The following is a 23085-nucleotide window of genomic DNA, read 5'->3' on the forward strand; positions in this document are numbered from 1 at the left end:
GCGCTGATTAGAGCCAATAGACGAACACAAATAGCAACAGCCAGACAACGTCGACAAAGTGCCAGTACCAGGCGACGCCCTCTAGTGCAAAATGGTCGCCGGGGCGACTGAAGTGGCCCTTGAGCGCGCGGCCCAGCATGGTAGTGATCATAATGACCCCGACCAGTACGTGGAAGCCGTGAAAGCCCGTCAACAAATAGAACACGCTGCCGTATATACCGGCATTGAGTGTGACATTATTGCGTTCGTAGTCATCGATGTACTCGTGCGCCTGCAGCCCGAGGAAGGCGGCACCCAGCAGGATCGTAATGATCAGCCCGATCTTCAGTGTCCCGCTGTGTCCCTGCGCCATGGCCCGGTGCGCAAATGTCAGGGTGAAGCTACTGGTCAGTAGCAGCAAGGTATTGACCAGCGGCACTCCCCAGGGGCTGCCGAGATTGGTCGCGCCCAGAAAGCGGCCGTTGTCCGGGTTGGTGAGCAGGGGCCACTCTGCGGTGAAATCGGGCCAGAGCAACACGCTGGTGATGGGATGAACCTCGCCACCTAGCATGGGTATCCCCCACAGCCGGATGAAAAAGTAGCCGCCAAAGAAACCGGCGAAAAACACAACTTCGGAAAGGATCAGCAGCTTCATGCCCGAGCGGAAGGAGCGCCCCACCTGTTCGTTGTAAACACCGGAGAGGTTCTCGCTGATCACCGTGCCGAACCACCCGAACAACACCACAACCAGCAGGCCCACACCACACAGCCAGACCCACGGTCCGCTGGGCAGCTCGTGCAGCCAGCGGCCGATGCCGGCGAAAAAGGTAAAGAGCGCTATACAGCAGAGTATCGGCCAGTGCGATGAGGCGGGTATGTAGTACTTGTCAGTGCGCGTGGGCTCGCTCACGTGCGGCCTCCTCGAGTGCTTGCTACGGCCTCAGGGCGCAATTGCGCCGAGGCTGTTGCCTGTTTCAGTTCGAACAGGGAATAGGACAGGGTAAGCGTGGAATATTTCTCTGGCAGCGCCGAGTCAATCAGGAAAACGACGGGCATTTTGACAGATTCGCCGGGCTCCAGCGTCTGCTGTTCAAAACAGAAGCACTGCGTCTTGATCAGGTAGTCTGTTCCCTGCACTGGTGTGATGCTGGGTATCGCCTGTACCGTCATTGTCTTTTGCGTATTGTTACGCGCGAAGAAATTCACCATATACGTTTCGCTGGTGGTGACTTCCATTGTCTTGACCAGCGGATAGAAGCTCCAGTCCAGCTGTTCGGTATTGGTGGTGATAAATTCGACCTCCAATGTATGAGGTGTGAGCGTCGTGCTGGTCTGGGCTGATTCGGCCTCGCGAATTTTACCGATGCCCAAGGCATCGCACATCAGGTCGTACAGCGGCACCAGCGCAAAGGAAAACCCGAACATCAGCACCGTGCCTGCCACCAGTTTTATCAGCAAGGGGCGTCGCGCGGGCCTGTCTGGTGCAGTGCTCATCTGCTAATCAACCCTCGGCGGCGTCTGGAAGCTGTGGTGCGGAGGCGGTGAACTGAGCGTCCACTCCAGCCCCTCGGCACCCTCCCAAACCTTGTCGCTGGCCGGCTCACCGCGGCGTCGCGAGGAGATCAGGTTGTAGACAAATATCAGCTGGCTGAAACCAAACACGAAGGCGCCGACGGAGGACATAAAGTTAAAGTCGACAAACTGCAGGGCGTAGTCCGGTATACGGCGCGGCATGCCCGCCAGCCCCAGGAAGTGCTGGGGGAAAAATAGTACGTTGACCGATATCGTTGACAGCCAGAAGTGCCACTTGCCCAGTCGTTCGTTGTACATACGGCCCCAGAACTTGGGATACCAGTAGTAGGCGCCGGCTATAAATGCAAACGTCAAGCCGTTCACCAGCACATAGTGAAAATGGGCGACGACGAAGTAGGAATCGTGATACTGGAAGTCTGCCGGCGCCACCGCAAGCATAACTCCGGTGCATCCGGCGAACGTGAACATGAACACAAAGGCAATGGAGAACAGCATCGGTGTTTCAAAGCTGATCGAGCCGCGGAACATGGTGGTAATCCAGTTGAAGACCTTCATGCCGGTTGGCACGGCAATCAGCATGGTGGCCAGCATAAAGTACATCTGCGCGCCGTAGGGCATGCCGCTGGTAAACATATGGTGCGCCCAGACGATGTAGGACAGCACACCGATCAATACCGTTGCCGCGACCATTGTGCGGTACCCGAACAGTGGCTTGCGGCTGAATGTAGGAATGATCTGGGAGATGATGCCAAAGGCCGGCAGCGCGAGGACATATACCTCGGGGTGGCCGAAGAACCAGAAAATATGCTGGAACAGCAGTGGGTCGCCACCGCCGGCGGCATCGAAGAATGCGGTGCCGAAGTTGCGATCAAACAGCATCATAGTCACAGCGCCCGCCAATACCGGCATGATGCCGATCAACAGGAAGGCTGTGACCAGCCATGTCCAGACAAATACCGGCAGCTTCATCCACGTCATGCCCGGTGCGCGCATCGTGGCAATGGTGGTAATGATGTTGATGGAGCCCATGATCGAGGATAGGCCAAGCATGTGTACGGCAAAGATCATGTAGTCGGTGCTGGGCGGACCGTAGGTGGTGGACAGCGGTGCGTACATGGTCCAGCCGAAATTAGGTGCTCCGCCATCCATGAACAGTGTGCTGATCAACATGATGGTTGCACTGGGCAGCAGCCAGAAACTCATATTGTTGAGGCGCGGCAGTGCCATATCCGGCGCGCCTATCATCATGGGTATCAACCAGTTGGCGAACCCCACCGCAACCGGCATGATAAACCCGAACAACATGATCAGGCCGTGCATCGTGGTTAATGTATTGAAAAAGTTGGGTTCGACAAACTGTAACCCCGGCACAAACAGCTCTGCGCGTATACACAGCGCCAAGGTGCCACCGACAAAAAGATTGAGCAGGGCCGTGCACAGGTATAGTGTACCGATATCCTTGTGGTTGGTGGCCGTTGTCCAGCGCGCTATAAAGGACATCATGCGCCGGGGGACGCTCTGCTGAACCGCTGTTGCGGTCGCTCCGTTAGCCATGACTCCAGTTCCTCAAAACGTCGGGTTGCGCTGTCATCATTGTCGGCGCGCCTGTATTTGTGAAGGCTGCACCAGGTCACCGGTGTCGTGCTCCCAGGCGTTGCGCTCATAAGTGATAATCGCAGCCAGTTCTTCGTCATCCAATTGTGGAGCGAAGGCTGGCATTGCAGTATTGGGTACGCCATTCATCACCACATCAATATGCCGGTTCACGTCGGACCCGGTGGTGATAGAGCTATCTCGCAGCGCTGGGAAAGTGGGAGGCATGCCGCTGCCGTCATACTTGTGGCAGGCCCCGCAGTGCTGATCGTAAAGCACCGCACCGCGTTTCATCGCCTCTGGCAGCGTCATATTTGGGCCTGAAGGCTGAACCGTTGCTGCAGCCCGGGCGCGCTGGGCGATCCATTTGTCATACTCGGCAGGCGGAACCGCTTTTACGACAATGGGCATAAAGCCGTGGTTGACGCCACACAGTTCTGCGCACTGGCCGCGATAGATACCCGGCTCCTGTATACGGGCCCAGGCCTCATAGACATAGCCGGGAACAGCATCGCGTTTGACACCCAGTTCGGGTACCCACCAGGAGTGAATGACATCGTTGGAGGTCACAACGAAGCGGACTTTGCGATCAGTCGGCAAGACCAGTGGCTCATCCACTTCCAACAGATACCACTCATCCTTGTCCTCGACGCCAACGACCTCCGCCATGGGGGTGGACAGCATACTGAAAAAACCGACGCCGTGGTCCAGATACTCGTATTGCCACTTCCACTGGTGCCCGGTGATTTTAACGGTCAGGTCTGCGGCGTCGTAGTCATCCATCTCAATCAGCACACGGATGGACGGAACGGCAATGGCAGTGATGATGATCAGCGGCACCACGGTCCAGACTATTTCCAGCAGGTTGTTCTGTGAAAAGGTGGCGGCGACAGCTCCTTTCGATTTGCGGTGCCTGATCAGGGAGAAAACGATCACACCGTAGACCACTGCCATGATGCCGACAACGATCCAGATTACATACATGTGCAGCCCATAAATATCCTGGCTGACGGGTGTTACACCCCGCGGCATATTGATCTGGGCGTTCACCAGGGCAGGGCTGAGTAATATGCATGCCCCCAACAAGCGAAACAGGCCTACCATAGTGAATAATCCTTGTTGGGGTCGGCCTGTTCGGCCATGTATTTCACCGCTGAGATCACTTCCTCGCCGGTGCAGGAAGTGCATCCCCCTTTCGCTGGCATCGCATTGATGCCCTCAAGTGTGTTGTGCAACAGCACGTCGAAATTCTTGTCGAGTAGCGCTGCCCACTGTTGCTTGTCGCCCAGTACCGGTGCGCCGAGCTTGCCCTGATTGTGGCAGGTAGCACAGGATTCTTTATAGACCTGCTTGCCTGTTTCGGCACTGGTGGCCTGCGCACGCGGCAGTTTCACCTTTTCGGTGTAGATGCGCCACTGCGATGATGTCAGCGCTTTTTGGATGATGTAATCCACAGCCGCCTCAACGTCGTCGTTGTCGCAGGTCACACAGGCGCCGCGTGCGGGCATATTGTTGTATCCGTTAATGGCGTGTCGGTAGAAGGCTGTGATCGGCCTGGCCTGCAGTCGCCGCCACCAGTTGTCACTGTCCTTGATGCGTGGCGCGCCCGCCTCGCCGTCGACATGGCATGCGTTGCAGGCATTCCAGAACACCTGTTCACCGCGTTTCAGCCGCGGTTGATCCGCCTTTATATCGGCCGCATTGAAGCGCTGCTTACTCTGTATGGACGTGAGGTATTCGGCAACCGCCATGGCATCGGCATCTGTCATATGCCCCAGGCTGTTGTGGTTGACGTCGGCCATCGGGCCGCGCACCGTGCCGGCTTTGTTGATTAACTGATCATCCACGAACACATCCGCCACCTCATAGCGCTTGGCCGTTTCTAGCCCCCGCTTGGTGATATCCGGGGCCCAGTATCCCTCAATCAATTGTCCTGTCAGGTAGTATTTATCCTTGGACGCGCCCAGCAGGTTCATCGGTGTATGGCACATACTGCAGTGCCCCAGCCCTTCTACTATATAGGCGCCGCGGTTCCAGGCGTCGGATTTGGTTTTGTCGGGCACGAAGTCGCCGCGATCGGGATAAAAGAACAGTATCTTCCATCCATACTGCGCCAGTCGAACATTGGCCGGGAATGGCAGGGTGTTGCCCTTGTTCTTCAGGTTAACTGCAGGTATCGCCTGCAAGTAGGCCCAAAGGTCTTTAAGATCAGATTCTTTCACTCTGTTGAAATAAACATAGGGAAACGCGGGGAATGAATTCGAACCATCGGGCCGAATACCTTCCTTCATTACCCGGATGAAATCCTCTTCACTCCATTTCCCCAGACCAGTCTCCTCATCCGGGGTGATATTGGGTGTGTAGAATGTTCCGAACGGGGTCGGTATGGGCAGGCCACCTGCAAATGCCGGCCCGCCGTCGGTGGTGGTGTGGCAGGCGATGCAGTCACCCAATTGCGCGAGGTACTCGCCACGACGCACAGCCTGACCCTGCGCTCCCGTGCCGTAATTGACGGTGGGATAATCGGGGTAGGTGGTGATGAACTCAAGCTTCTTTGAAATTGGGTGGAAAGCCTGACTGCCCGGTGCTGCCAGCAGTGTACAAAAAATAAGCAGTCCAAATAGTGGAAGGCATTCCCGTTTCAAGGCTCTTGCCCCATCGCAGATAATAAGACTGAACACTACAAGAATTGTCGCAGTCAATGCAAGCCGCTGTCGCGGTCTTTGGTAATTAGAACAACTATTTAGCAGTGGTGGAGGGGTTGATCTCAATCAGCGAGGAATCGTCTGAACTGTTGCCGACAGATACCCTGTAGTCCAATGGTTCGAAGACAAACTCCTCAGAAACGTTACAGTAATATTGCAGTTCATCGAAGAGTACGTCGATTGTGACGCTTACAGTTTCCCCGGTCTTAACAAATACTTTTTCAAACCCCTTTAACTGCTTGCGAGGACGTTCGACAGCAGACCCGGGAAAGCCAACATAGACCTGCACCACTTCTTTTCCATCACAGTCTCCTGTGTTGGTAACGTCGACACCGACCCGAATGCGATCCTCCATCACGGCTATTGTATGATTGGATTGCGTGAACGTGGTATAGCTCAAACCGTAGCCGAAAGGATACATGGGTTTGACGTTATTCTTGTCGAGTAAGGTGTAACCGTGATAGTAGTCGTATCGGAACTGGTTTTCGGTGTTGCTGAAAGATGGTAGGTCGCTTTCGCGATACGGTGTGCTGAATGGTAGCTTGCCACTGGGGTTCACCTCGCCAAACAGAATTCCAGCCAGTGCATGCCCGCCCTCCATACCGGCATACCAGTTGTAAAGTATCGCGGGCGCATGCTCGTCCCAGTCCGCAGTCATTATCATGCTGCCGGCAATGAGGTTCACCACAGTATTGGGATTGATGCGCCCTATGGCCTTGATCATGCGGGCCTGTGAATCGCGTACACCCAGTTTGACCCGGTCGCCTCCAACCCCCTTGCCTTCCTCGTCTGAGGCCACCATATTGTGCTGGCCGAAGCGCAACAGTTTGCCTGCAATCCAGGCCCTGACATGTTGGCCGGCATTCTTGTAAATTCTCGTGAGAAGACTGTAGTCGGCCGCTTCATCGGGCACCAGGAATTCGCCTTCATCAGAGGCATTGCAGCCGGCGAATATAAGCACCGCATCCACTTCGCCAGCCAGCGAGCGCGCCTTCTCCAGTTCGCTGTCCCGGCAATGAATCAGTTCTACTGAATCACCGAGGTAATCCTGCAATCCGCGCATCGGTGATACCGTGTACCGTGGCCTTATCGCGCTGCTGCCGTGATCGCCAAGATTGGACGATCGCGCAAAATCCCCAACGAGCAGCAGTCGTTTGACAGACCTGTCCAGCGGTAGAACACCGCGCTCATTCTTGATGAGGGTCATCGATTCCTCTGCGACCTTGCGCGTGAGCGCCGTGTGATCTGGGCAGGAAACCAGTTCCTCGCTGTAGTTTTCACGGTCCGGGTTGTCAGTAAACGCCAGGGTCGTTTCCAGAACACGGCGCACGGAGGCGTCTACCACCGCAAGGTCGACGTCGCCGCGCTCAACCATATTTACGATGTTCCTGTGATAGTGGATCGGCGCTGGCATTTCTACATCCATGCCGGCGTTGAGCGCCTTTGCCGGATCTCGGATACCGAAGAAAAAATCCGAGATATGAAAACCCTCAAAGCCCCATTTTTCACGCGCGATTTCCGTAAGCAGTTTCCTGCTTTCGCACACGTGATCTCCCTCAAAAAGGTTGTACGCGCCCATCAGCGAGGCCGCCCCCCCTTTTACGACACATTTTTTGAAATGGGGCAGGTAAACCTCGTGCAGCGTCCGCTCGTCGGTATGGATATTTACTCGGTAGCGTGAATTCTCGATATTGTTCATGGCATAGTGCTTCACACAGCCCATCACATTGTGAGACTGCACGGACTCGGTCAATGCCAGTCCGAGTTCGCCGACGTGATAGGGGTCCTCGCCGTAGGTTTCCTGGGCTCGGCCCCAGGCCGGGTGGCGCAACAGGTTTATGCAGATACCGGCAAAAAAATTGCCGCCCTTGAATGCGCGTACTTCCCGGCCGATGACATCGCCGACTGCTCGCTCGAGTTCGCGATCAAAACTTGCACCGCGAGCAATGGAGACAGGGAAACAGCTGGCAAAGCCCATGGTGACACCTCTGGGGCCATCGGAGAATCCGATGGCGGGGACGCCGAAATGTTCGCAACCAAAGGTGGGTATTGGCCGTGCGTTATAAATACTCCCCAGCTTTTTCACATAGCTCAGCCAGATAAAGCGGAACAGATCCCAGTTGCCGGTCAGCAGGCGGGCTTTTTCCAGTAAGCTCATTTGTGCCTGTATGTTGGCAGCTTTTTTTCTGATTGTGGCGCGGTCGGCACCAATTTTTTCGTAGAACATCTGTTTTGATATCCGGTGTATTCGCCGTGTTGTTTTGCTCTGATATTCGGCTGCCTGACTCAGTGAGTGTTGGCGGGAATATCATCCTCCATAATGGCCTGGTTTCCCACCCTTTCGTGGGATCAACTTCTTCTCAGAAGGATTTGACCGATGGAGATCACTTTTATGACAAAATGCGAATATCGGCTGGCTGATTGAGCGCAGCGTCTATTATGTAATCTAGAGCTCTATCCAAAGGAAGGAGAGGTGAATGAAACCCATTCTGTTAGTTCATGGCTACTCATCGGAGGGCGAGGATAACAGCGTCAGCGAGATCTACGGGACACTACCGGCAGACCTACGCAGCGAGTTCGGCGCCGACAACATTCACACATTGAACCTGAGTCGATGGCTGAGCCTGAATGACGGTGTGCGCCTGGATGATGTCAGCTATGCAATGGACAGAGCACTTCGCTCACAGGAGTACAGCGATCTGCTCCTGAACGGCTTCCACGCGGTTATCCATTCTACCGGAGCGCTTGTGGTCAGAAACTGGATCAAAATGTTCAGTCCCAAGCCGTCGCCGATAGAGAACTTTGTGCATCTGGCGGGGGCAAATTTTGGCAGTGGGCTTGCGCACATTGGCAAGGCGCAGATCGTTCGCTGGGCGCGGTATCTGGGTACCGGTACACAGGGTGGCAGGCATATTCTCGATGAGCTCGAGTTCGGGAACTGGAAAACACTGGATTTGCATCTGCACTTTCTCAAGCCGGGCAATAGTATGCGCGAGGACTATCAGGTACAGGAATTTTGTATTGCCGGTTCACAGACGACAAAGGTGCTGCGTGCCGCGCCGATTCGGTATGTAAAGGAAGATTCCTCCGACAACACTGTCAGAACCAGTGCAGCGAACCTCAACTACACCTGGGTCCACATCGCGCCGGCAGAGGAGGCGCGCCAGTTGTCAGTTGATGAGTTAAAGCGATTGGTTCAGGAGCGCAAGGAAGATCAGAGTGTTCGCGATAGTAATTACTCCGTCGCTGTAAATCGGAATCATCCCGAAGTGCCTTTCTCGGTGGCTTATGAGACGGGACATTTCGGTGAAAAAATAGGCATAGTCTCCGGCTCGCGGAATCGAAAAGAGGTGATGCCAAAGCTGAAGCGCGCATTACAGACGCCGTTGGAAGATACTGCGTACACCGCCACGCGGGAGTATTTTCAGGAGCAGCATCGACGTACGTTTGAGCGTGTCGGTCGATTGAAGACGTCGCCGCTGGGGTGGAGCAAGCAGGCGCAGTATGAGGGGCATGCCCAGATTATCTTCAGGCTGAGAGATCAGTACGGAGAAGGTGTCAAGCAATTCGATATCACCTTCAGGACAAGTGACAGGTCTGCGAAAAAGGTGTCGCTGGAGTCACTGATTGAAGACGACCACAAAAATAAGGAGGACGACGGCACGCTCACATTCTACCTGCGGACACAGACGTTCAGTCAGTCGGCCTGGCTGGACCGGATGAGCATCATCGCACCAACGCGACTGGAGATATTTGCGACAGAAACCGATGGCCAGGAAATAGAGTACTTGCCGGTAAACCTGCAACTCAGTTCGGATTTTCTGCGCGATATTGTGAAGAGCTTCCAGACCACTATCATCGATGTTGAAATGCTGCGGTTGCCCACAAGAAAAGTGTTTGAAATTATCGAAGGCTAGTTGAGCCGCGACACCGCTTGCGCCGCAATGCCGTCGTTGGAATCTTGCTGCTGTGAGGGCGTATCCGCCCCGGCATAGTGCGGCGCTGCACTTCAGCGGTGCGCGAGATCGACCTGCGTCTTCCAGCTGTTTATCGTTCGCCCATAAATATGCAGCGGTGGAGCCGGTTCGGCGGATCTTGTGATTCTCTCGTGTATGGCCCGGAAATTGCTAGCTCTCCCTAAATAATTTTCAGCACAGGTCGGCGCGCGTGAAATTACCTATCGATACGAGGACTCGGCAGGCTGCATCCCTGCAGGAGATGGGTTGGCGTACCCGCCCTGGCATCCTCGGCTATCACGCGGCCAGCCCGCAGTCGATCCATGCACTTTTGGGCTATTTTCTCAACGACAGGGATTCGTGCACGCCATTTCCCGGGCGTGACGGACTCCTCGATGGCAGTCTGTTTGAGTGGGGCGTCGCCCCACCGTTAGAGAAAGTGATCAGCTCCCACACAGAGCTGGATCTGCTGCTCAGCCTGCCGGAAATTTATCGCAACAGCGTATCGGTTGTTGAGCCCTGGAAAAACGTGGGCATCAATATACAGGGTGAAGAAGTTCGCGCGTCCAAGAATATTGCCTATATCCTGCAGCAGGTGGCTGATGCCGATTCCATTCTCTATCCCATGTGGCATAGCGGAGTCACCAATCACAAGCGTCTTGCCAGTGTTTTGTCCGCAGGTATCGCAACGGTAGTGCAGGGAGGCAACCCATCGGTTCACAATGCTGCAAGTTTCGATGGCTCCAGTGCCAGCCTCGACGATATTCTAGATCTGGTTGACGAATTGCTGTTGCACCGCTACTCAGGCAGTGGCCCCAGTATTTTTATCTGCCTGGGGCACCAGTTAGCAGCGGCTTCCCATATCCGACTAATTAAACGCGTGGTGCGAGAAGTGGCCAACACCACCTATCTGCCGATGGATGCTAACGGCACTGCGCTGGCGTCGCTGCAGCGAGTGTGCCAGCGTATCGAGGAAGTCGGTGCTGCATTGCCTGTGATCAAGGAAGGTAAGACTATCGCCACTGGCTGGCATGACACGATGTTTGCTGTGGCACCTAACGAACAGGTGGAGGTGGGTACCCGGCGATTGTTGGCGTACAGCCGTCGCCCAGGCAGCGAGCATATTCCGGATGAGCTACACGGTGCGCACGCGCTAGTCGCGGACGAACTCGATGGTGTCATTGATACCATGCTGAAGATGGAGCGTGATCTGAGGATCGAGATGTTTCATTCTGATGAAGTCAATGAAGAGGCGATACTGTTCGCGAACTGGGCGTTCAAGCTGCTGCACGACACGATCATACCGCTTCGCTACCAGATCGCGGTAAGCCCGCTGTCCTGGTTGCTAGGACTGCCCTACGCGATTGAAATCCTGTCCCAGACCAGGGTCGATGACGATACCTGGACAGAGGTGTCCACTACCTGCATCTACTACAAGGACTGGGAGACACACTCCATTCGACGTTCGTTTACCTGTCAGTTCCACCCGGAACTGATGGCCGACATCCGCGACATCGGCAAGCGCGAGGGTCCCCAGTACGCGGAGCTGAAAGATAATGATGGTGTACGGCTGCTGGTGCGTCTGCTTTACCACGGTATGCAGGAATAATCGCACTGCCTCCTGGTGATTGCTGCAGTGCTTGGCTGTTCTGTCATTCCATCCATTCCTCGGCCATAGCGTGTCGACTGTATCCTGGATCTTACAGAAGTGTCTTTCTGGTAAGAAAACCTTTGCACTGTTGCGCATCTGCGTCTTAAATGTAGCCTTTCTCACTGTGCGCTTTTGGTTGTTTTGTTGTGTCTCGCACACGCGGGGAAAGAGGCCGAGGTGAACGCTGGTTGAGCGTGAAAATGTGGCAGGTGTTCCCGGCCAGCCTATGCCACAAGTCAATAGACAGCAGTGCATAGTGAGCTAGATGACAATTCAGTTAACAAGGAGCAAACGATGATCCGGTGTGTGCGAATATGGACAGGTGATGATCAGGAATCTCATTTTGAGGAGGGTTGTATCGATCTCAATCCCGGCGTCCACGGCGACATGCTCAGCGACAAACTACTGGTCACGAGCACGTCTTTTCAGGAAACCTCAGCCGGTGGCACACTGGCGTGGCATACGGCGCCGGTGCGCCAACTGGTCGTTACCCTGAGCGGCACACTGGATTTCGAGACACGAGGTGGACAGCACTTTCAACTCGCGCCCGGCGATATCCTGTTGGCGGAGGATACTGTCGGTGGCGGGCATACCTGGAAGCTGGTTGATGAACAGCCTTGGCGGCGCGTCTACATTGTACTGGCACCGGATGCGCCGGTGCCTTTCAAGGCATTGCAGTAACACGCAATACTAAGTAGACGACGCACAAAGAATTGACGGGGGAATAATGTATGAGTGACATCAGGGCAGGTGAGGAAGTGGATGTCGCACTGGTCGGTGCCGGCATTATGAGCACGACCCTCGGCGTTTTTCTGAAGGAACTGCAGCCGCACTTGAAGCTGGAGATTCTTGAGTGCCTGCCAGGAGAGGCACAGGAAAGTTCTGGCGCATGGAACAACGCCGGCACCGGTCACGCCGCCAACTGTGAGATGAATTACACCCCGATGGGGGATGACGGACGAGTCGACATAGCCCGGGCACTTGAAGTCAATGTCGAGTTCGATATGTCCCGGCAGTTCTGGTCCTACTTGGTCAAGAAGGGTGCGATTGCAGCTCCTGAGGCTTTTATTCACCCGGTTCCGCATATGAGTTTCGTCATTGGCGCCGAGCATCAGGATTTTCTCCGTAAACGCCACGCCGCAATGAGCAGCCATCATTGTTACCGCGGCATGGAATACTCGGAAGATCACGCGCAGATTGGGGAATGGGCTCCGTTGCTGATGGCCGGTCGCGACCCGGCGCAACCGGTGGCTGCAACCCATATCGTCACCGGTGCGGACGTCAACTACGGTGCGCTCACTTCCGGACTGTTGAGTTATCTCCAGAAGCAGGACGACTTTGTCGTTCGCTTTTCCCAGCGAGTGCGCAATCTCGAGCGTCGCCCGGAGGGTGGCTGGCGCCTCGATGTGCATGACGAGGTAACCGGGGCGCGGCGTACCGTGAATGCAAAGTATGTGTTTCTCGGTGCCGGTGGCGGTGCGCTGCCGCTGTTGCAGAAATCCGGTATTCCCGAGGCAAAGGGTTATGGCGGCTTCCCCGTCAGTGGGGTATGGCTGCGCTGTGGCAAGTCGGAAGTGGCGGAGCGCCATGCGGCCAAAGTCTATGGCCTGGCCGCCACGGGCTCCCCGCCGATGTCGGTGCCACATCTGGATACCCGTATTATCGATGGAAAGCGGTGGCTTTTGTTTGGTCCCTATGCGGGGTTTACCACGCGCTTTCTGAAGCACGGTTCGCTGCTGGATTTGCCGAAATCTGTTCGCCCTGACAACATCCTGCCGCTGCTCGCAGTCGCACGCGACAATTTTCCTCTGGAGGAATACCTGATAGGGCAGGTATTACAAAGTTCTTCCCACCGTTTTGATTCCCTGCGAGAGTTTTATCCGCAATTGGACAGGTCGGACTGGGAGTTGTCCGTTGCAGGCCAGCGTGTACAGATTATTCGCAAGGACAAGGTGCGCACAGGCACGCTTGAATTCGGAACAGAAATCGTTCACTCAGCGGACTCTTCCATTGTCGCGCTGCTGGGGGCGTCACCTGGCGCCTCCACCGCCGTCGCCATCATGGTCCACATGCTGGAGAATTGTTTTCATGAACAATTGGTCGGTCATTGGGAGCCGAAATTGAAGGAGATGATTCCCTCCTACGGGCACGATCTGAAAACGGATTCCGCGTTGTCTGCACGGGTGCGTGCAGAAACCGCCGAAGTTCTCAAGCTGGACAACGTGTAGCGCTGACAGTAATCGTACGGGTCAATCGCAGTGAGGTAGTGCACATTACGCCCATCCTGTGGAGCAGGTAATAATTTATAGTTTGAGCTATAGTATGCTGTGCAGGGTACGCTCGATACGGGGCATCTGTGTTAGCCATATAGCGCGCAGTCTGTCTTCTTCGAATAACAATAATAGCAGGACCTTCAGGGATAGTAATTGTGACTGGAATAAGATTAGGCACAGCGCATTGTGCGGCTATGGCAATGTTGTTAATCATCAGCCCGGCTCGTGCCGAATCGGGTCGTATGCTGGAGGAAGTCATCGTCACAGCTGAGAAAAGAAGTGAGAACGTCCAGGACGTCCCCATATCGATAGCAGTGGTCAGTGGCGAAGAAATAAGTGCCCTGAATCTTTTTGATTTTGTTGAAACGGCGCAGCTGACGCCGGGTATCTCGCTGAACAGCGGACTGCAGGCCGCGGCGATTCGCCTGCGTGGTGTTGGTCCGGGATACTTTGCGCTCGGTCAACCTCAGAGTGTGACGGTGTTCGTGGATGAAGTAGCGCAATCGCAGGTCGGAGCCGTCTTTACCACCATGGTGGACGTCGAGCGCTTGGAGCTGTTGCGAGGTCCGCAAGGGACACTCTATGGTCAGAATGCCCCTGGCGGGGCCTATAACATTACCACCCGAGCGCCAAATTTCGATGGCTACCACGGATATATCGAGGGTAGCTACTCGCAGTGGGACAATAATGGTGAGGGGCGCGTGGACACCCGTGGCGCAGTGAACATCCCATTGATCGAAGATAGGTTAGCGCTGCGTCTGGCGGGTGTTTACAGCAATTCAGATGGGTATATTAAAATGGAGAACCCGGAGGCGTCACACAGTGCCACGGGCGGCCAGGATGTGCAGGCGTGGCGGTCGCGCATGCTATGGCAGGTCAATGAAAGTATGGATATCAACTGGACCGTGAACTATCAGGATATCGCCCAATACCAGGAGCCCTTCAATTTCGATGGCCAGGTGCCGGGGACGGGTGGTGATAACCCTACACCTGCAATCTACAATACATTCAAGGAGCGCAAAAACTACGGCGATTTTCGAAGCAAGGTGACGGGTGATATCAAGGATACCAGTGTGCACTTGCGGTGGGGTGATGAGGCATCTCAGGTAGATGGCATCGCCAATTACCAAAGTTACGACAGCCAGTCAGATGACAATCGCGAGCCATATCCCGGCGGCCTCGGTCTGTTCAAAATTGGCTTGAACACAGATCTGACTACACTCGAGTTACGTTATTCGAGCGAGGGTGAAAAAATTAGCTACCTGACAGGTTTGTACTACCTGTATTCAAAGGCCGTCAGTGACACAACAGTGACACTCACAGGTATTGAAGTGGCACAGGATGCAAAGGGAACTACTGAAAGTTATGCCGCTTATGTAAATGGCACAGTTCACCTCGCGCCGCAGTGGGATTTGTCTTTGGGGGCGCGCTATGACTATAACGAGTCCACGCTGGATTCCAATGTTGGGTTTCTCGAGTACGCAGGTGCAATTGATGATTCCCTGGATTTTGACCATGTTTCCTGGAGCATCAAATTACAGTATTACATACAGGATAATCTTAACGCCTATCTGGCTATAGACAATGCCTACAAGCAAGGAGGCTTTAATACACTGACCTCTGCGGTACTGCCGTTTGGAAGCACCTTCCCTGTACAGGTGGCTGCGGCTGAAGATGTAGTCCCCATTGAAGAGGAAACGTCAACGGCTTATGAAATCGGCTTGAAGGGCACGATACTCGATGACACATTGCGTTTTGCTGTCGATATTTTCTATCAGGAGTTTCACGATCACCAGCTAACGCAGCCCAACAACGTGGCGGCACTTGCGCCGCTGGAAGGATTGTTTGAAGGATCAATCGTGAACGCCGATGAGGTGGTGACCAAAGGCATAGAATTTGAGCTCGCCTATCTGCTGGGGGAACACTGGGATATCGATTTCAGCGGGGCCTATTTTGATGCCACCATCGAGGATTGGTCCAATCGCTTTTGTGAGGGCGGTGAGGAACAGTCTGCCGACCAGTTATTTTGTCCCAAGGGCAACGGTGATCCGCTGAACTCGTTGCCGCAGTGGAATACCAATTTACAGCTGGGGTATCAGCGTCCCCTGTCCGGGGCGTGGGGATTTTACTCGCGCCTTAACTGGACCTGGCATTCAAAGGCCAATTACACCGTTAACACTGACGAGTTCAGTACTGACAAGAACCTGTTTGGTCTCAACCTCGGTTTTCGTGAGAGCGATATCGGCCTTGATATCCGTATCTGGGGCAAAAATCTCACCAACGAGGATTTTAATATCGATCCGGCGGTCAAGGTCAATGGGTCTCCCGGACAGCCAGACGCCTGGGAGGGTACATACTGGCCCGGACGTGAGTATGGTGTAACAGTCAGTTATGCGTTCTGAATTTTCTCGCAGATTGAGGCATAGAGGCTGAGCGGACTCCGATTGATTACCGTGATACTAGCAGTTAGTCACTGACGTAGAAGTGGGACCAAAAATGGCATCCAAAATGTGTAGCCGCCTTGTGTGAAGTGTGGATCAAGGGCCATCTTGCCGGGCCGTGGTTCGGCTGCCGGGTTCCCGAGCTGTTACGTCAACAATTACGCCGTTCATATGTGCCATGCCAGAGGCGGGCTCTATGGAGTCAGGCCCATCGGGCAGGATGATATTGACGTTGACACCTGTCGTTCCCTTTGCAACAGAGAGTCCTGTCGCGCTCTGATGGCCCCAGCCATGGGGGACCGATACGGTGCCCGGCATCATGTCATCGTCAATGCGAACGGGGACCTCTATTGAATTCCCGTTCGCGGCGACTATAGCATTGCTACCGTCGGTAAGCCCACGTGCGGCGGCGTCTGTTGAATGGATATAGAGGTAGTTTGTTGTGCGTTCTCCTTTTACAAAGGCTTGCACGTTGTGTGCCCAGGAGTTATGAGTGAAGCGCTCGCGTTTCTGGATGAGCTTTAACGCACCTTTTGCTGCAAGTTCCTGCCGGTAAGTAGAGTTGAGAGATTTTGCGCGCTCGATCAGGTCCGGGGGCGCGAGTTCCACCTTCCCGGACGACGTCTGTACGCGTTGTCCCAGATAGTCGCCGGGACGATTAGGTGCCAGCAGGCGGCCATCGGGATGCTGTCGCATTTTTCGCAAACCGCCGAGCTTGGCCGAGCGCATAAGCATGCCCAGAAACAACTTGTCCAGACTCGTCAACTTGCCAAAGTAGGGCAGCTTGGACAATAGTTCGGCGGCGTTTGACAGTGTCTGCAACAATCTTGATCCGGCCAGCGGTGCGCCGGCTGCCCGGCACAGTTGTCGAAAAATCAGGCCTTCGTCCCTGGACTCTCCAGCGGCAGCGATCACGGCATCGGTGTAGGAAAAACTGCGAATCGGCATCAGGCCCATCATCGTAAAAAAGTAAAATGGTACGTCGGGCCGCTCGAGGCTGTGCAGGGTGGGGAGGATATAATCTGCATGCACGGCAGTTTCATTGCGCACGATATCCAGGCAGACAAACAGTTCCAACTGGTCAAATGCCTGCGCCAGCCGTTTGCTACCAGGACAACTCAGTAAAGGGTTTCCCGACATGTTGAACATGGCACGCACTTGCCCGGCACCGGGAGTGAGTATTTCATCGGCCATAATGGCGGCGGGAATAGTGCTGTTTACATAGGGTGTGTTGCCAATTCGTGACGTCAACGGTTCTGCCGCAGCGGAGCTGCGCGGAAAAACGGGTGTGCCAGCGAGCACGCCGCCGCGCTTGTCGAGGTTTCCAGTGATCGCGTTGATCGCTTCCTGCAACCAGTACACCATCAGTCCGAATCGGCTCTGGTTGACACCGGTAGAAGAGAATATTGCCGCGCCATCGGCTTCCAGATAAGCCGTTACAATGTCTGTCATAGTCTCAGCCGGAATCAATGTGACAGCAGCGACGCGTTGCAGTGTCCAGGGAGACGCGGTTTCGGCGAGCGCGTCATACCCATTCATATAGTTAGCCACGTGCTCGTGGTCTACTGCGCCGCGCCTTATGACCTCATTGAGAAAACCCAACATGAAAAATACATCGGTATCCGGGCGAATTGCGACATGTTCCCCCGCCCGTTTGGCCGATTCGGTCAGTCGGGGGTTTATCCAGTACACCTTGCCGCCGCGTTCCTCGATTGCGGCTATCCGATCCATCGGGTGCGGAGCACTGATGAAGCTCATTTTTGAAATAACCGGATTGGTACCTACTGCAATCAGCAGTTGGGTGTGATCAATATCGGGGAATACCTGTTCATTGGCGCCTCCGAACAACCGCTCGCCCCCGGCAAATTTGTTGGCACAGTCCTGCGTACCCGGAGTGAACAGTTTATCGGCGCCGAAGGCCTTGAGAAAGAATGTCATAGCCATGGTCGGCCAGAGGCTGAAGCCAATCGGGTTACCCATATAGGCAGCAATGGCTTCGCCACCATGTTCTGCGTGAATGGCCTGCAACCTGCTGCCAATTTCCTGTATCGCCTGTTCCCAACTAATCGCCTCAAACTTGCCGTTCACTTTTTTCAGCGGTGTTTTCAGTCGGTCCGGGCTGTGAACGAAGTCACCCATTTTTAGGCCCTTTATACAGGCGTAACCGCTGCTGGCTACGTGCGCCTTGTTGGGTTCAATGCTTATGACCCGTTCGTCGCGGGTGTTGATGACCAGGCCGCATTGGGCTTCACAGATTCGACAAAAGGTCTTGTGTTGTTTCACATGCGATATCTCTTGTTCTATCGGTTAATGCTCAACGCAAATGCATTGAGAAGCCCTGGTTTTCCCTGTCGAGATAACTGAGCATACTGTCCAACGTCGACGTATCTCCGGCGCCATCCGGCGCCGGTTCACCGGCGAGTATGTTCTGTAGCTGCGCCACCGTCAGGCTGACAAGGGGAATATCAGGTGCTATAGAAGGGCTGATTTCCAGAATACTATTACGCAATTCCACGGTATAGCTGTCGCCGGAGTCAGTGAACTCTATCCCAAGTTGTATCCTGGTATCGCCGGCCTTGTCCGCATCCACCTGATAGCGCCAGTTCTCAAGCAGTTCAGCGCCGGTAAGGTTGCGTTGCGCATTCTGCATGCCGAGCTTCATCAGGCCGGCAGGGTTCAGTTTACCGTCAAGCTCATTGGCACCATTGAGATACCAGGCGCGGGCGATGGTATTGCTTTCCCGATAACCCACTTGTCGCAAACTGGCAGCCTTCAGGTGCCGCGCATCCCAGTCGCCACTGTCTATGCGTACCAGTAGTTGGGTCAGTTCCGCTGCAAACTGGCCGTCGCCGTCTTCGAATGCCTGTGTCGCCTCGGCCATCACCTTGTCGCGGCCACCCATCATTTCAACGAATCGGCGCGCCTTGGCTACCGGCTCGGTCGGGGCGAGGTCGGTGGCGTCGCCGCCAAACCAACTGACCCAGCCAGTGTATATCTCCGGCGCTATGATGGAGGGCTTGCCATACATGGGGCGAGTGAAAGGTTCGAGATCGAGATAAGGAGGTAGCTCCTTGAACTGGTGCTGTAATTCCACGGGTGTATAGCCTTTGTTTATGTAGCGAATTCCTTGATCCCACAGATACTGAATGGCGTCCCGGCTGATGGTCACATAGCGTTGGATATCTGCACGGCCCCGGATCGGCATAATATGTGACCCCAGCAGCCACTCGGGTTGAATCTCGCGCACGCGATCAAGCGCGTTCATGTAGTTTTCAGGCAGTCGTGGCTTGGAGCCCCTGATGGAGTGAATATTGGCCAGTGCGTAGAAAAACTCATCGGCGATCAGCACCATATCGAAATCTGGTAGATACAGTCCAAACTCGGAAATTGCCTCGCCGCCCGTATAGAATACGTGGATGCGTACGCCAGCTATTACCAACTCGGTATCATCACTGAAAGTGTCTGTGGGAGGTATATAGCCGGCTTTTCCTCCCAGTACACGCGGGGAGCAGCAGCCGTGATAATGCTTCTCCTCAGGTGGTAACAGATCCGGGCCATAGTAAAAAACGCCCATTAGTTGCCGCGGTAAAATAGCGCCAAACTCGTTGGCGACTTCTTCCTCAAAGTTGTCCCAGGCGTAGATTTTGACACTGCCATCGGCCACTTGCTCGGGCGTCACCAGTGCCGAGGTACCATTGTAGTGGTCGGTATGGTGATGCGAGTAGAAAATGGCTTTTATCGGTTTGTCTGAAATCTTGCGAATTTCCTTAGCTATAAATTCCCCAGCTTCAACGCTGACGCTGGTGTCATAGACAATCAGTCCGTCATCGCCTTCGATGATTGTACTGTTGCCTATCCAGCCGTCGGGTACGTGAACGGTCCAGACCGGGTACTTTCCCGCTTTATAGGTGCCTGCCTTGTCGGTAAACAATGCCTGGTGTTCCAGGAAATACGGCGGCCAGCTGCGTTCCACATGATAGGGGTTAGGCGGTACCTCTGGAGGATTTGTTGCGGCCATTGCAGAACTACATGCCACCAGAAGTATCGCAATGAGGTGTATAACACACGTGTTCGCTCTGGTAGAGAGTTGCATGGGTGGCATCCTTATCACAGTGAGTTCAGGCCCAGGATTTCATCCAGGTCAGCGATGGTTTTTTCACCATCGCCGTCGACCAGAATCGATCGAATATTAAGCGCACTCGCCGCGATCACATTGCCTTCGAAGTCATCCAGGAATAAGGTCTGCTCAGCGGTAAGCCCGCCGATCTCCAGTGCCTTCTCGAAAATGGCGGGATTAGGCTTGCGCATGCCCACTTCACTGCTGTCGACGACGAAATCAAACAGCTCGTCCACCGGCAGCATGCTGCGCCAGTGATCCCTGAATTCAACGACATTGTTTGTGATGATGCCCGTGCCCAGACCCGCTGCGCGTATCTTGCGCACATAGTCAACCAGTTCGCTGCGCAGGCCGCCGCCGTTCTCAGCCATCGCCATAAATACTTCCCAGATATCAACATGCAGACCTTGTGCCTTGCCCAGTGCAAGAATATCGTCGCGCGCGTTTTCCAGCGTAATCTCTCCGCGCTCCACCCGGTGCCAGGGATGGTCGCCATCGATGCCGTAGCCGCCGAAGACGATTTCGGTGACCTGTACGTCGGAGGCGCCAATTTTTTCGGCGTAGGCGCTGAACGCATGGAAGGGGGAGTCGGTAAATACGCCGCCAAAGTCAAATAGCACGGCTTTCGGGTCTGTTGTCATTATTACCTCTACTTTATATGCTCGGCGTCAATTCCGCCTCTGTCGGAGTATGAGATGCTGTGCTTGGTTGTCGAGAGCATCGCAGCACACTGCATAGACTCAGTCTGGTGTCTTGAACCAATTACTGGCAGGTTATCAGACTTTGTAGTGTTTCACCCCGTGATCGGGAACTGGTATTCTCACCTGCAATCCGGCAATTGGCCTTGAGCAATGATGATAGCGAAAATCCTCAAACGGATAGTGCAATTCCTGCTGGTGATCTGTTGCCTTGCAGCGTTGTGGGTACTCACCAGGGACGATATGAGCGAGGTGGGTATTCCCTATGCGGGGCCCGCTGCGGCGGATGCGCCGCTCACTGTAACATGGTTGGGGATTGCCACCCTGATTATCGACGATGGCCAGACACAGATTATGACCGACGGTTTTGTGTCTCGCCCATCCTTGCTGGACTTGCTGCTGAGGCGGCCCATTGCTACTGATACCGATGCGGTTGAGGGGGTAATAGAGTCTTATAACATCAACCGTCTGGCGGCGATCATGCCGGTGCATTCACACTACGATCACGCAATGGACACTGCCGACTTTGCGCGGCTTACTGGTGCCGATGTGCTGGGGTCTGATTCGACTTCGAATATTGCCCGCAGTTCCTCTCTGGAGGAGTCCCGTATTGTAACGATTGAGCCCGGCGAAACCTATTCCTACGGATTGTTCGATATTACGTTTTACGAATCCGGGCACGCGCCGCTGGCCAGCAACTCTGCGATTGAAGGCGTGGTGTCGGCTCCCTTTGAGTTACCGGCTCCCTACACTGCCTACAAGGAAGGGGGGAGTTACGCGATACACATCGACCACCCGGAGGGTTCGATTCTGGTGGTGGGCAGTGCCGGGTTTGTACCCGGTGCGCTGCAGGGGGTGCAAGCCGATGTTGTGTTTCTCGGCACAGGTGGTTTCATCGGACTGGATTCAGAGTATGTGTCTGAGTACGTTGATGAAACGGTTGTAGCGGTGCAGCCGGACGAGGTTGTGATTATTCATCACGATGATCTCTTGGGCGACTTCGGGAATGTTGAGCAGAGCAGGATAATTCCGTCCTTCGACAAAACCCGCGCGCTGGAGTTGCAGCAGTTTGTGCTCCCGGCCAGGCTCACTCAGCCGACCTTTGGTGTCCCGATCGCTATTCGTGGTAACCCACCTGTAGCCTCATCTGCTGCGCCCTGAACCGAATTACGTTGCTCGCCGGTTTCTGGGCCGCTCAAAGCACTTCGTCGAAGAAATCAAGCATGGACTGCCAGGAACGACGGTCTGCCTTGGCATTGTAGACAGTCCCGAAATCCGGATTATTGGCCGCCGGGCGTGTAAATGCGTGGACGGTATGGCTATAGGCATGCAGCTGCCAGTCCACCTGTTTGGCGTTCATCTCCGCTTTGAAATCCAGAACGCTTTGCGGTGATACCAGAGGGTCGTCATCGCCGTGCAGGATCAGTAACTTGGTGTCCAGGGATTTTGGGCCGGCCAATGTGTGGCCGTCCAGCGAACCGTGGAACGACACCACGCCCTTTACATCAGCACCGCTGCGGGCCAGGTCGAGTACAGCCATGCCGCCAAAGCAGTAACCCATCGCGCCAATTTTCGATGTATCCCCGCCGGGGATCGTTTGCGCGGCACTAAAAGCTCCGTGCATGCGCTCTAGTAGCAGTGCACGGTTCTCCAGATAGGGGGTAAGGGTGGGCATCAATTGATCAAAATCGGTGATTACTCTCCCGTCGCCGTGTACGTCTATCGCAAAGGCAATATAACCGGCGTCGGCGAGTTTGCGGCATTTGTCGCGCACCTCATCATTCAGCCCGTCCCACGCGTGGCACACCAGTACCACTGGCAGTGCACCACTTGCACCGGCTGGTGTGTAGTATTCGCCAATGCAGCGTGTATCGCCGGCAAGGTATTCAATTTGGGTTGTTGTGCTTGTCATGATGGTCTTCCTATCTCTAAATACAACGCTATCGGAGCTCCAGCGTTTTTTGCGCCGTTACCAATCTCACTTGATAGTCTGTCCCAGTTACCGCGCTGGTTGCCTGCCACTGCACCCAGCGGCTGATCGTAAAGTCATGCGGTACCCTGATTCTTCGAGAATACATGTCTGTCCGACGGTCTGTCCCGACCACTGTTACGGGAAATATCAGCAACTATCGCGACAGC

The 23085-nt window shown here is 54.7% G+C and carries 16 protein-coding genes; 6 read left to right on the top strand and 10 right to left on the bottom strand.

Annotated features, from left to right (window positions below):
- Positions 1-7: 7 nt before the first annotated feature.
- The 6 genes from AC0L6S_RS21000 to AC0L6S_RS21025 form a co-directional block, all read right to left on the bottom strand.
- Entirely contained in the window at positions 8-889 is an 882-nt protein-coding gene (locus AC0L6S_RS21000; protein WP_473426060.1) for a cytochrome c oxidase subunit 3, read from the bottom strand.
- Positions 886-1473 (bottom strand): cytochrome c oxidase assembly protein, encoded by a 588-nt coding sequence (locus tag AC0L6S_RS21005; RefSeq protein ID WP_473426061.1) that lies wholly within the window; start codon positions 1471-1473, stop codon positions 886-888. The genes AC0L6S_RS21000 and AC0L6S_RS21005 overlap by 4 nt, the downstream gene beginning before the upstream one ends.
- A 3-nt stretch (positions 1474-1476) precedes the next feature.
- A complete protein-coding gene (gene ctaD, locus AC0L6S_RS21010) occupies positions 1477-3015 on the bottom strand; it encodes a cytochrome c oxidase subunit I (RefSeq protein WP_473428666.1) in 1539 nt (512 codons plus the stop codon).
- 87 nt (positions 3016-3102) lie between these two features.
- On the bottom strand, positions 3103-4209 hold the full coding sequence (gene coxB / locus AC0L6S_RS21015) for a cytochrome c oxidase subunit II (RefSeq protein WP_473426062.1): 1107 nt from the start codon (positions 4207-4209) through the stop codon (positions 3103-3105).
- The gene (locus AC0L6S_RS21020; RefSeq protein WP_473426063.1) at positions 4203-5750 is read right to left on the bottom strand and encodes a c-type cytochrome; all 1548 of its coding nucleotides are present in this window, start codon (positions 5748-5750) and stop codon (positions 4203-4205) included. The genes coxB and AC0L6S_RS21020 overlap by 7 nt, the downstream gene beginning before the upstream one ends.
- Before the next feature lie 94 nt (positions 5751-5844).
- On the bottom strand, positions 5845-8037 hold the full coding sequence (locus tag AC0L6S_RS21025) for a beta-glucosidase (RefSeq protein WP_473426064.1): 2193 nt from the start codon (positions 8035-8037) through the stop codon (positions 5845-5847).
- Positions 8038-8287: 250 nt separating this feature from the next.
- Here AC0L6S_RS21025 and AC0L6S_RS21030 point away from each other — a divergent pair, with 250 nt between their 5' ends.
- The 5 genes from AC0L6S_RS21030 to AC0L6S_RS21050 all read left to right on the top strand — a co-directional run bounded on the left by AC0L6S_RS21030 (position 8288) and on the right by AC0L6S_RS21050 (position 16092).
- Positions 8288-9727 (top strand): lipase family protein, encoded by a 1440-nt coding sequence (locus AC0L6S_RS21030; protein ID WP_473426065.1) that lies wholly within the window; start codon positions 8288-8290, stop codon positions 9725-9727.
- Between the two features lie 250 nt (positions 9728-9977).
- Positions 9978-11375 (top strand): hypothetical protein, encoded by a 1398-nt coding sequence (locus AC0L6S_RS21035; RefSeq protein WP_473426066.1) that lies wholly within the window; start codon positions 9978-9980, stop codon positions 11373-11375.
- Positions 11376-11723: 348 nt separating this feature from the next.
- Positions 11724-12098, top strand: coding sequence for a cupin domain-containing protein (locus AC0L6S_RS21040; RefSeq protein WP_473426067.1), 375 nt, complete (start codon positions 11724-11726; stop codon positions 12096-12098).
- Positions 12099-12148: 50 nt separating this feature from the next.
- Positions 12149-13645, top strand: coding sequence for a malate dehydrogenase (quinone) (mqo, locus tag AC0L6S_RS21045; protein WP_473426068.1), 1497 nt, complete (start codon positions 12149-12151; stop codon positions 13643-13645).
- A gap of 245 nt (positions 13646-13890) precedes the next feature.
- Positions 13891-16092 carry a TonB-dependent receptor gene (locus tag AC0L6S_RS21050; protein WP_473426069.1) on the top strand — a complete coding sequence of 734 codons (2202 nt, stop codon included), beginning with the start codon at positions 13891-13893 and terminating at the stop codon, positions 16090-16092.
- 135 nt (positions 16093-16227) lie between these two features.
- On the opposite strand, the gene AC0L6S_RS21055 is transcribed toward AC0L6S_RS21050, so the two are convergent.
- The 3 genes from AC0L6S_RS21055 to AC0L6S_RS21065 all read right to left on the bottom strand — a co-directional run bounded on the left by AC0L6S_RS21055 (position 16228) and on the right by AC0L6S_RS21065 (position 20889).
- Positions 16228-18414 carry a molybdopterin-containing oxidoreductase family protein gene (locus AC0L6S_RS21055; RefSeq protein ID WP_473426070.1) on the bottom strand — a complete coding sequence of 729 codons (2187 nt, stop codon included), beginning with the start codon at positions 18412-18414 and terminating at the stop codon, positions 16228-16230.
- 31 nt (positions 18415-18445) lie between these two features.
- Positions 18446-20149, bottom strand: coding sequence for an alkyl sulfatase dimerization domain-containing protein (locus AC0L6S_RS21060; RefSeq protein WP_473426071.1), 1704 nt, complete (start codon positions 20147-20149; stop codon positions 18446-18448).
- Between the two features lie 89 nt (positions 20150-20238).
- Positions 20239-20889 (bottom strand): HAD family hydrolase, encoded by a 651-nt coding sequence (locus AC0L6S_RS21065; RefSeq protein ID WP_473426072.1) that lies wholly within the window; start codon positions 20887-20889, stop codon positions 20239-20241.
- Positions 20890-21099: 210 nt separating this feature from the next.
- On the opposite strand from AC0L6S_RS21065, the gene AC0L6S_RS21070 reads away from it, so the two are divergent.
- Positions 21100-22107 (top strand): MBL fold metallo-hydrolase, encoded by a 1008-nt coding sequence (locus AC0L6S_RS21070; RefSeq protein ID WP_473426073.1) that lies wholly within the window; start codon positions 21100-21102, stop codon positions 22105-22107.
- Between the two features lie 34 nt (positions 22108-22141).
- Here AC0L6S_RS21070 and AC0L6S_RS21075 read toward each other — a convergent pair whose 3' ends face one another.
- Positions 22142-22858, bottom strand: coding sequence for a dienelactone hydrolase family protein (locus tag AC0L6S_RS21075; protein WP_473426074.1), 717 nt, complete (start codon positions 22856-22858; stop codon positions 22142-22144).
- Between the last annotated feature and the right edge of the window lie 227 nt (positions 22859-23085).

The organism is Halioglobus sp. D3-4 (assembly GCF_055809315.1).

Excerpts from the sequence above, each read along its gene's own strand:
- AC0L6S_RS21005 (WP_473426061.1), bottom strand. The coding sequence starts at position 1,473 with ATGAGCACTGCACCAGACAGGCCCGCGCGACGCCCCTTGCTGATAAAA.
- ctaD (WP_473428666.1), bottom strand. The coding sequence starts at position 3,015 with ATGATGTCCTTTATAGCGCGCTGGACAACGGCCACCAACCACAAGGAT.
- coxB (WP_473426062.1), bottom strand. The coding sequence starts at position 4,209 with ATGGTAGGCCTGTTTCGCTTGTTGGGGGCATGCATATTACTCAGCCCT.
- AC0L6S_RS21025 (WP_473426064.1), bottom strand. The coding sequence starts at position 8,037 with ATGTTCTACGAAAAAATTGGTGCCGACCGCGCCACAATCAGAAAAAAA.
- AC0L6S_RS21030 (WP_473426065.1), top strand. The coding sequence starts at position 8,288 with ATGAAACCCATTCTGTTAGTTCATGGCTACTCATCGGAGGGCGAGGAT.
- mqo (WP_473426068.1), top strand. The coding sequence starts at position 12,149 with ATGAGTGACATCAGGGCAGGTGAGGAAGTGGATGTCGCACTGGTCGGT.
- AC0L6S_RS21050 (WP_473426069.1), top strand. The coding sequence starts at position 13,891 with ATGTTGTTAATCATCAGCCCGGCTCGTGCCGAATCGGGTCGTATGCTG.
- AC0L6S_RS21060 (WP_473426071.1), bottom strand. The coding sequence starts at position 20,149 with ATGGCCGCAACAAATCCTCCAGAGGTACCGCCTAACCCCTATCATGTG.
- AC0L6S_RS21065 (WP_473426072.1), bottom strand. The coding sequence starts at position 20,889 with ATGACAACAGACCCGAAAGCCGTGCTATTTGACTTTGGCGGCGTATTT.
- AC0L6S_RS21070 (WP_473426073.1), top strand. The coding sequence starts at position 21,100 with ATGATGATAGCGAAAATCCTCAAACGGATAGTGCAATTCCTGCTGGTG.
- AC0L6S_RS21075 (WP_473426074.1), bottom strand. The coding sequence starts at position 22,858 with ATGACAAGCACAACAACCCAAATTGAATACCTTGCCGGCGATACACGC.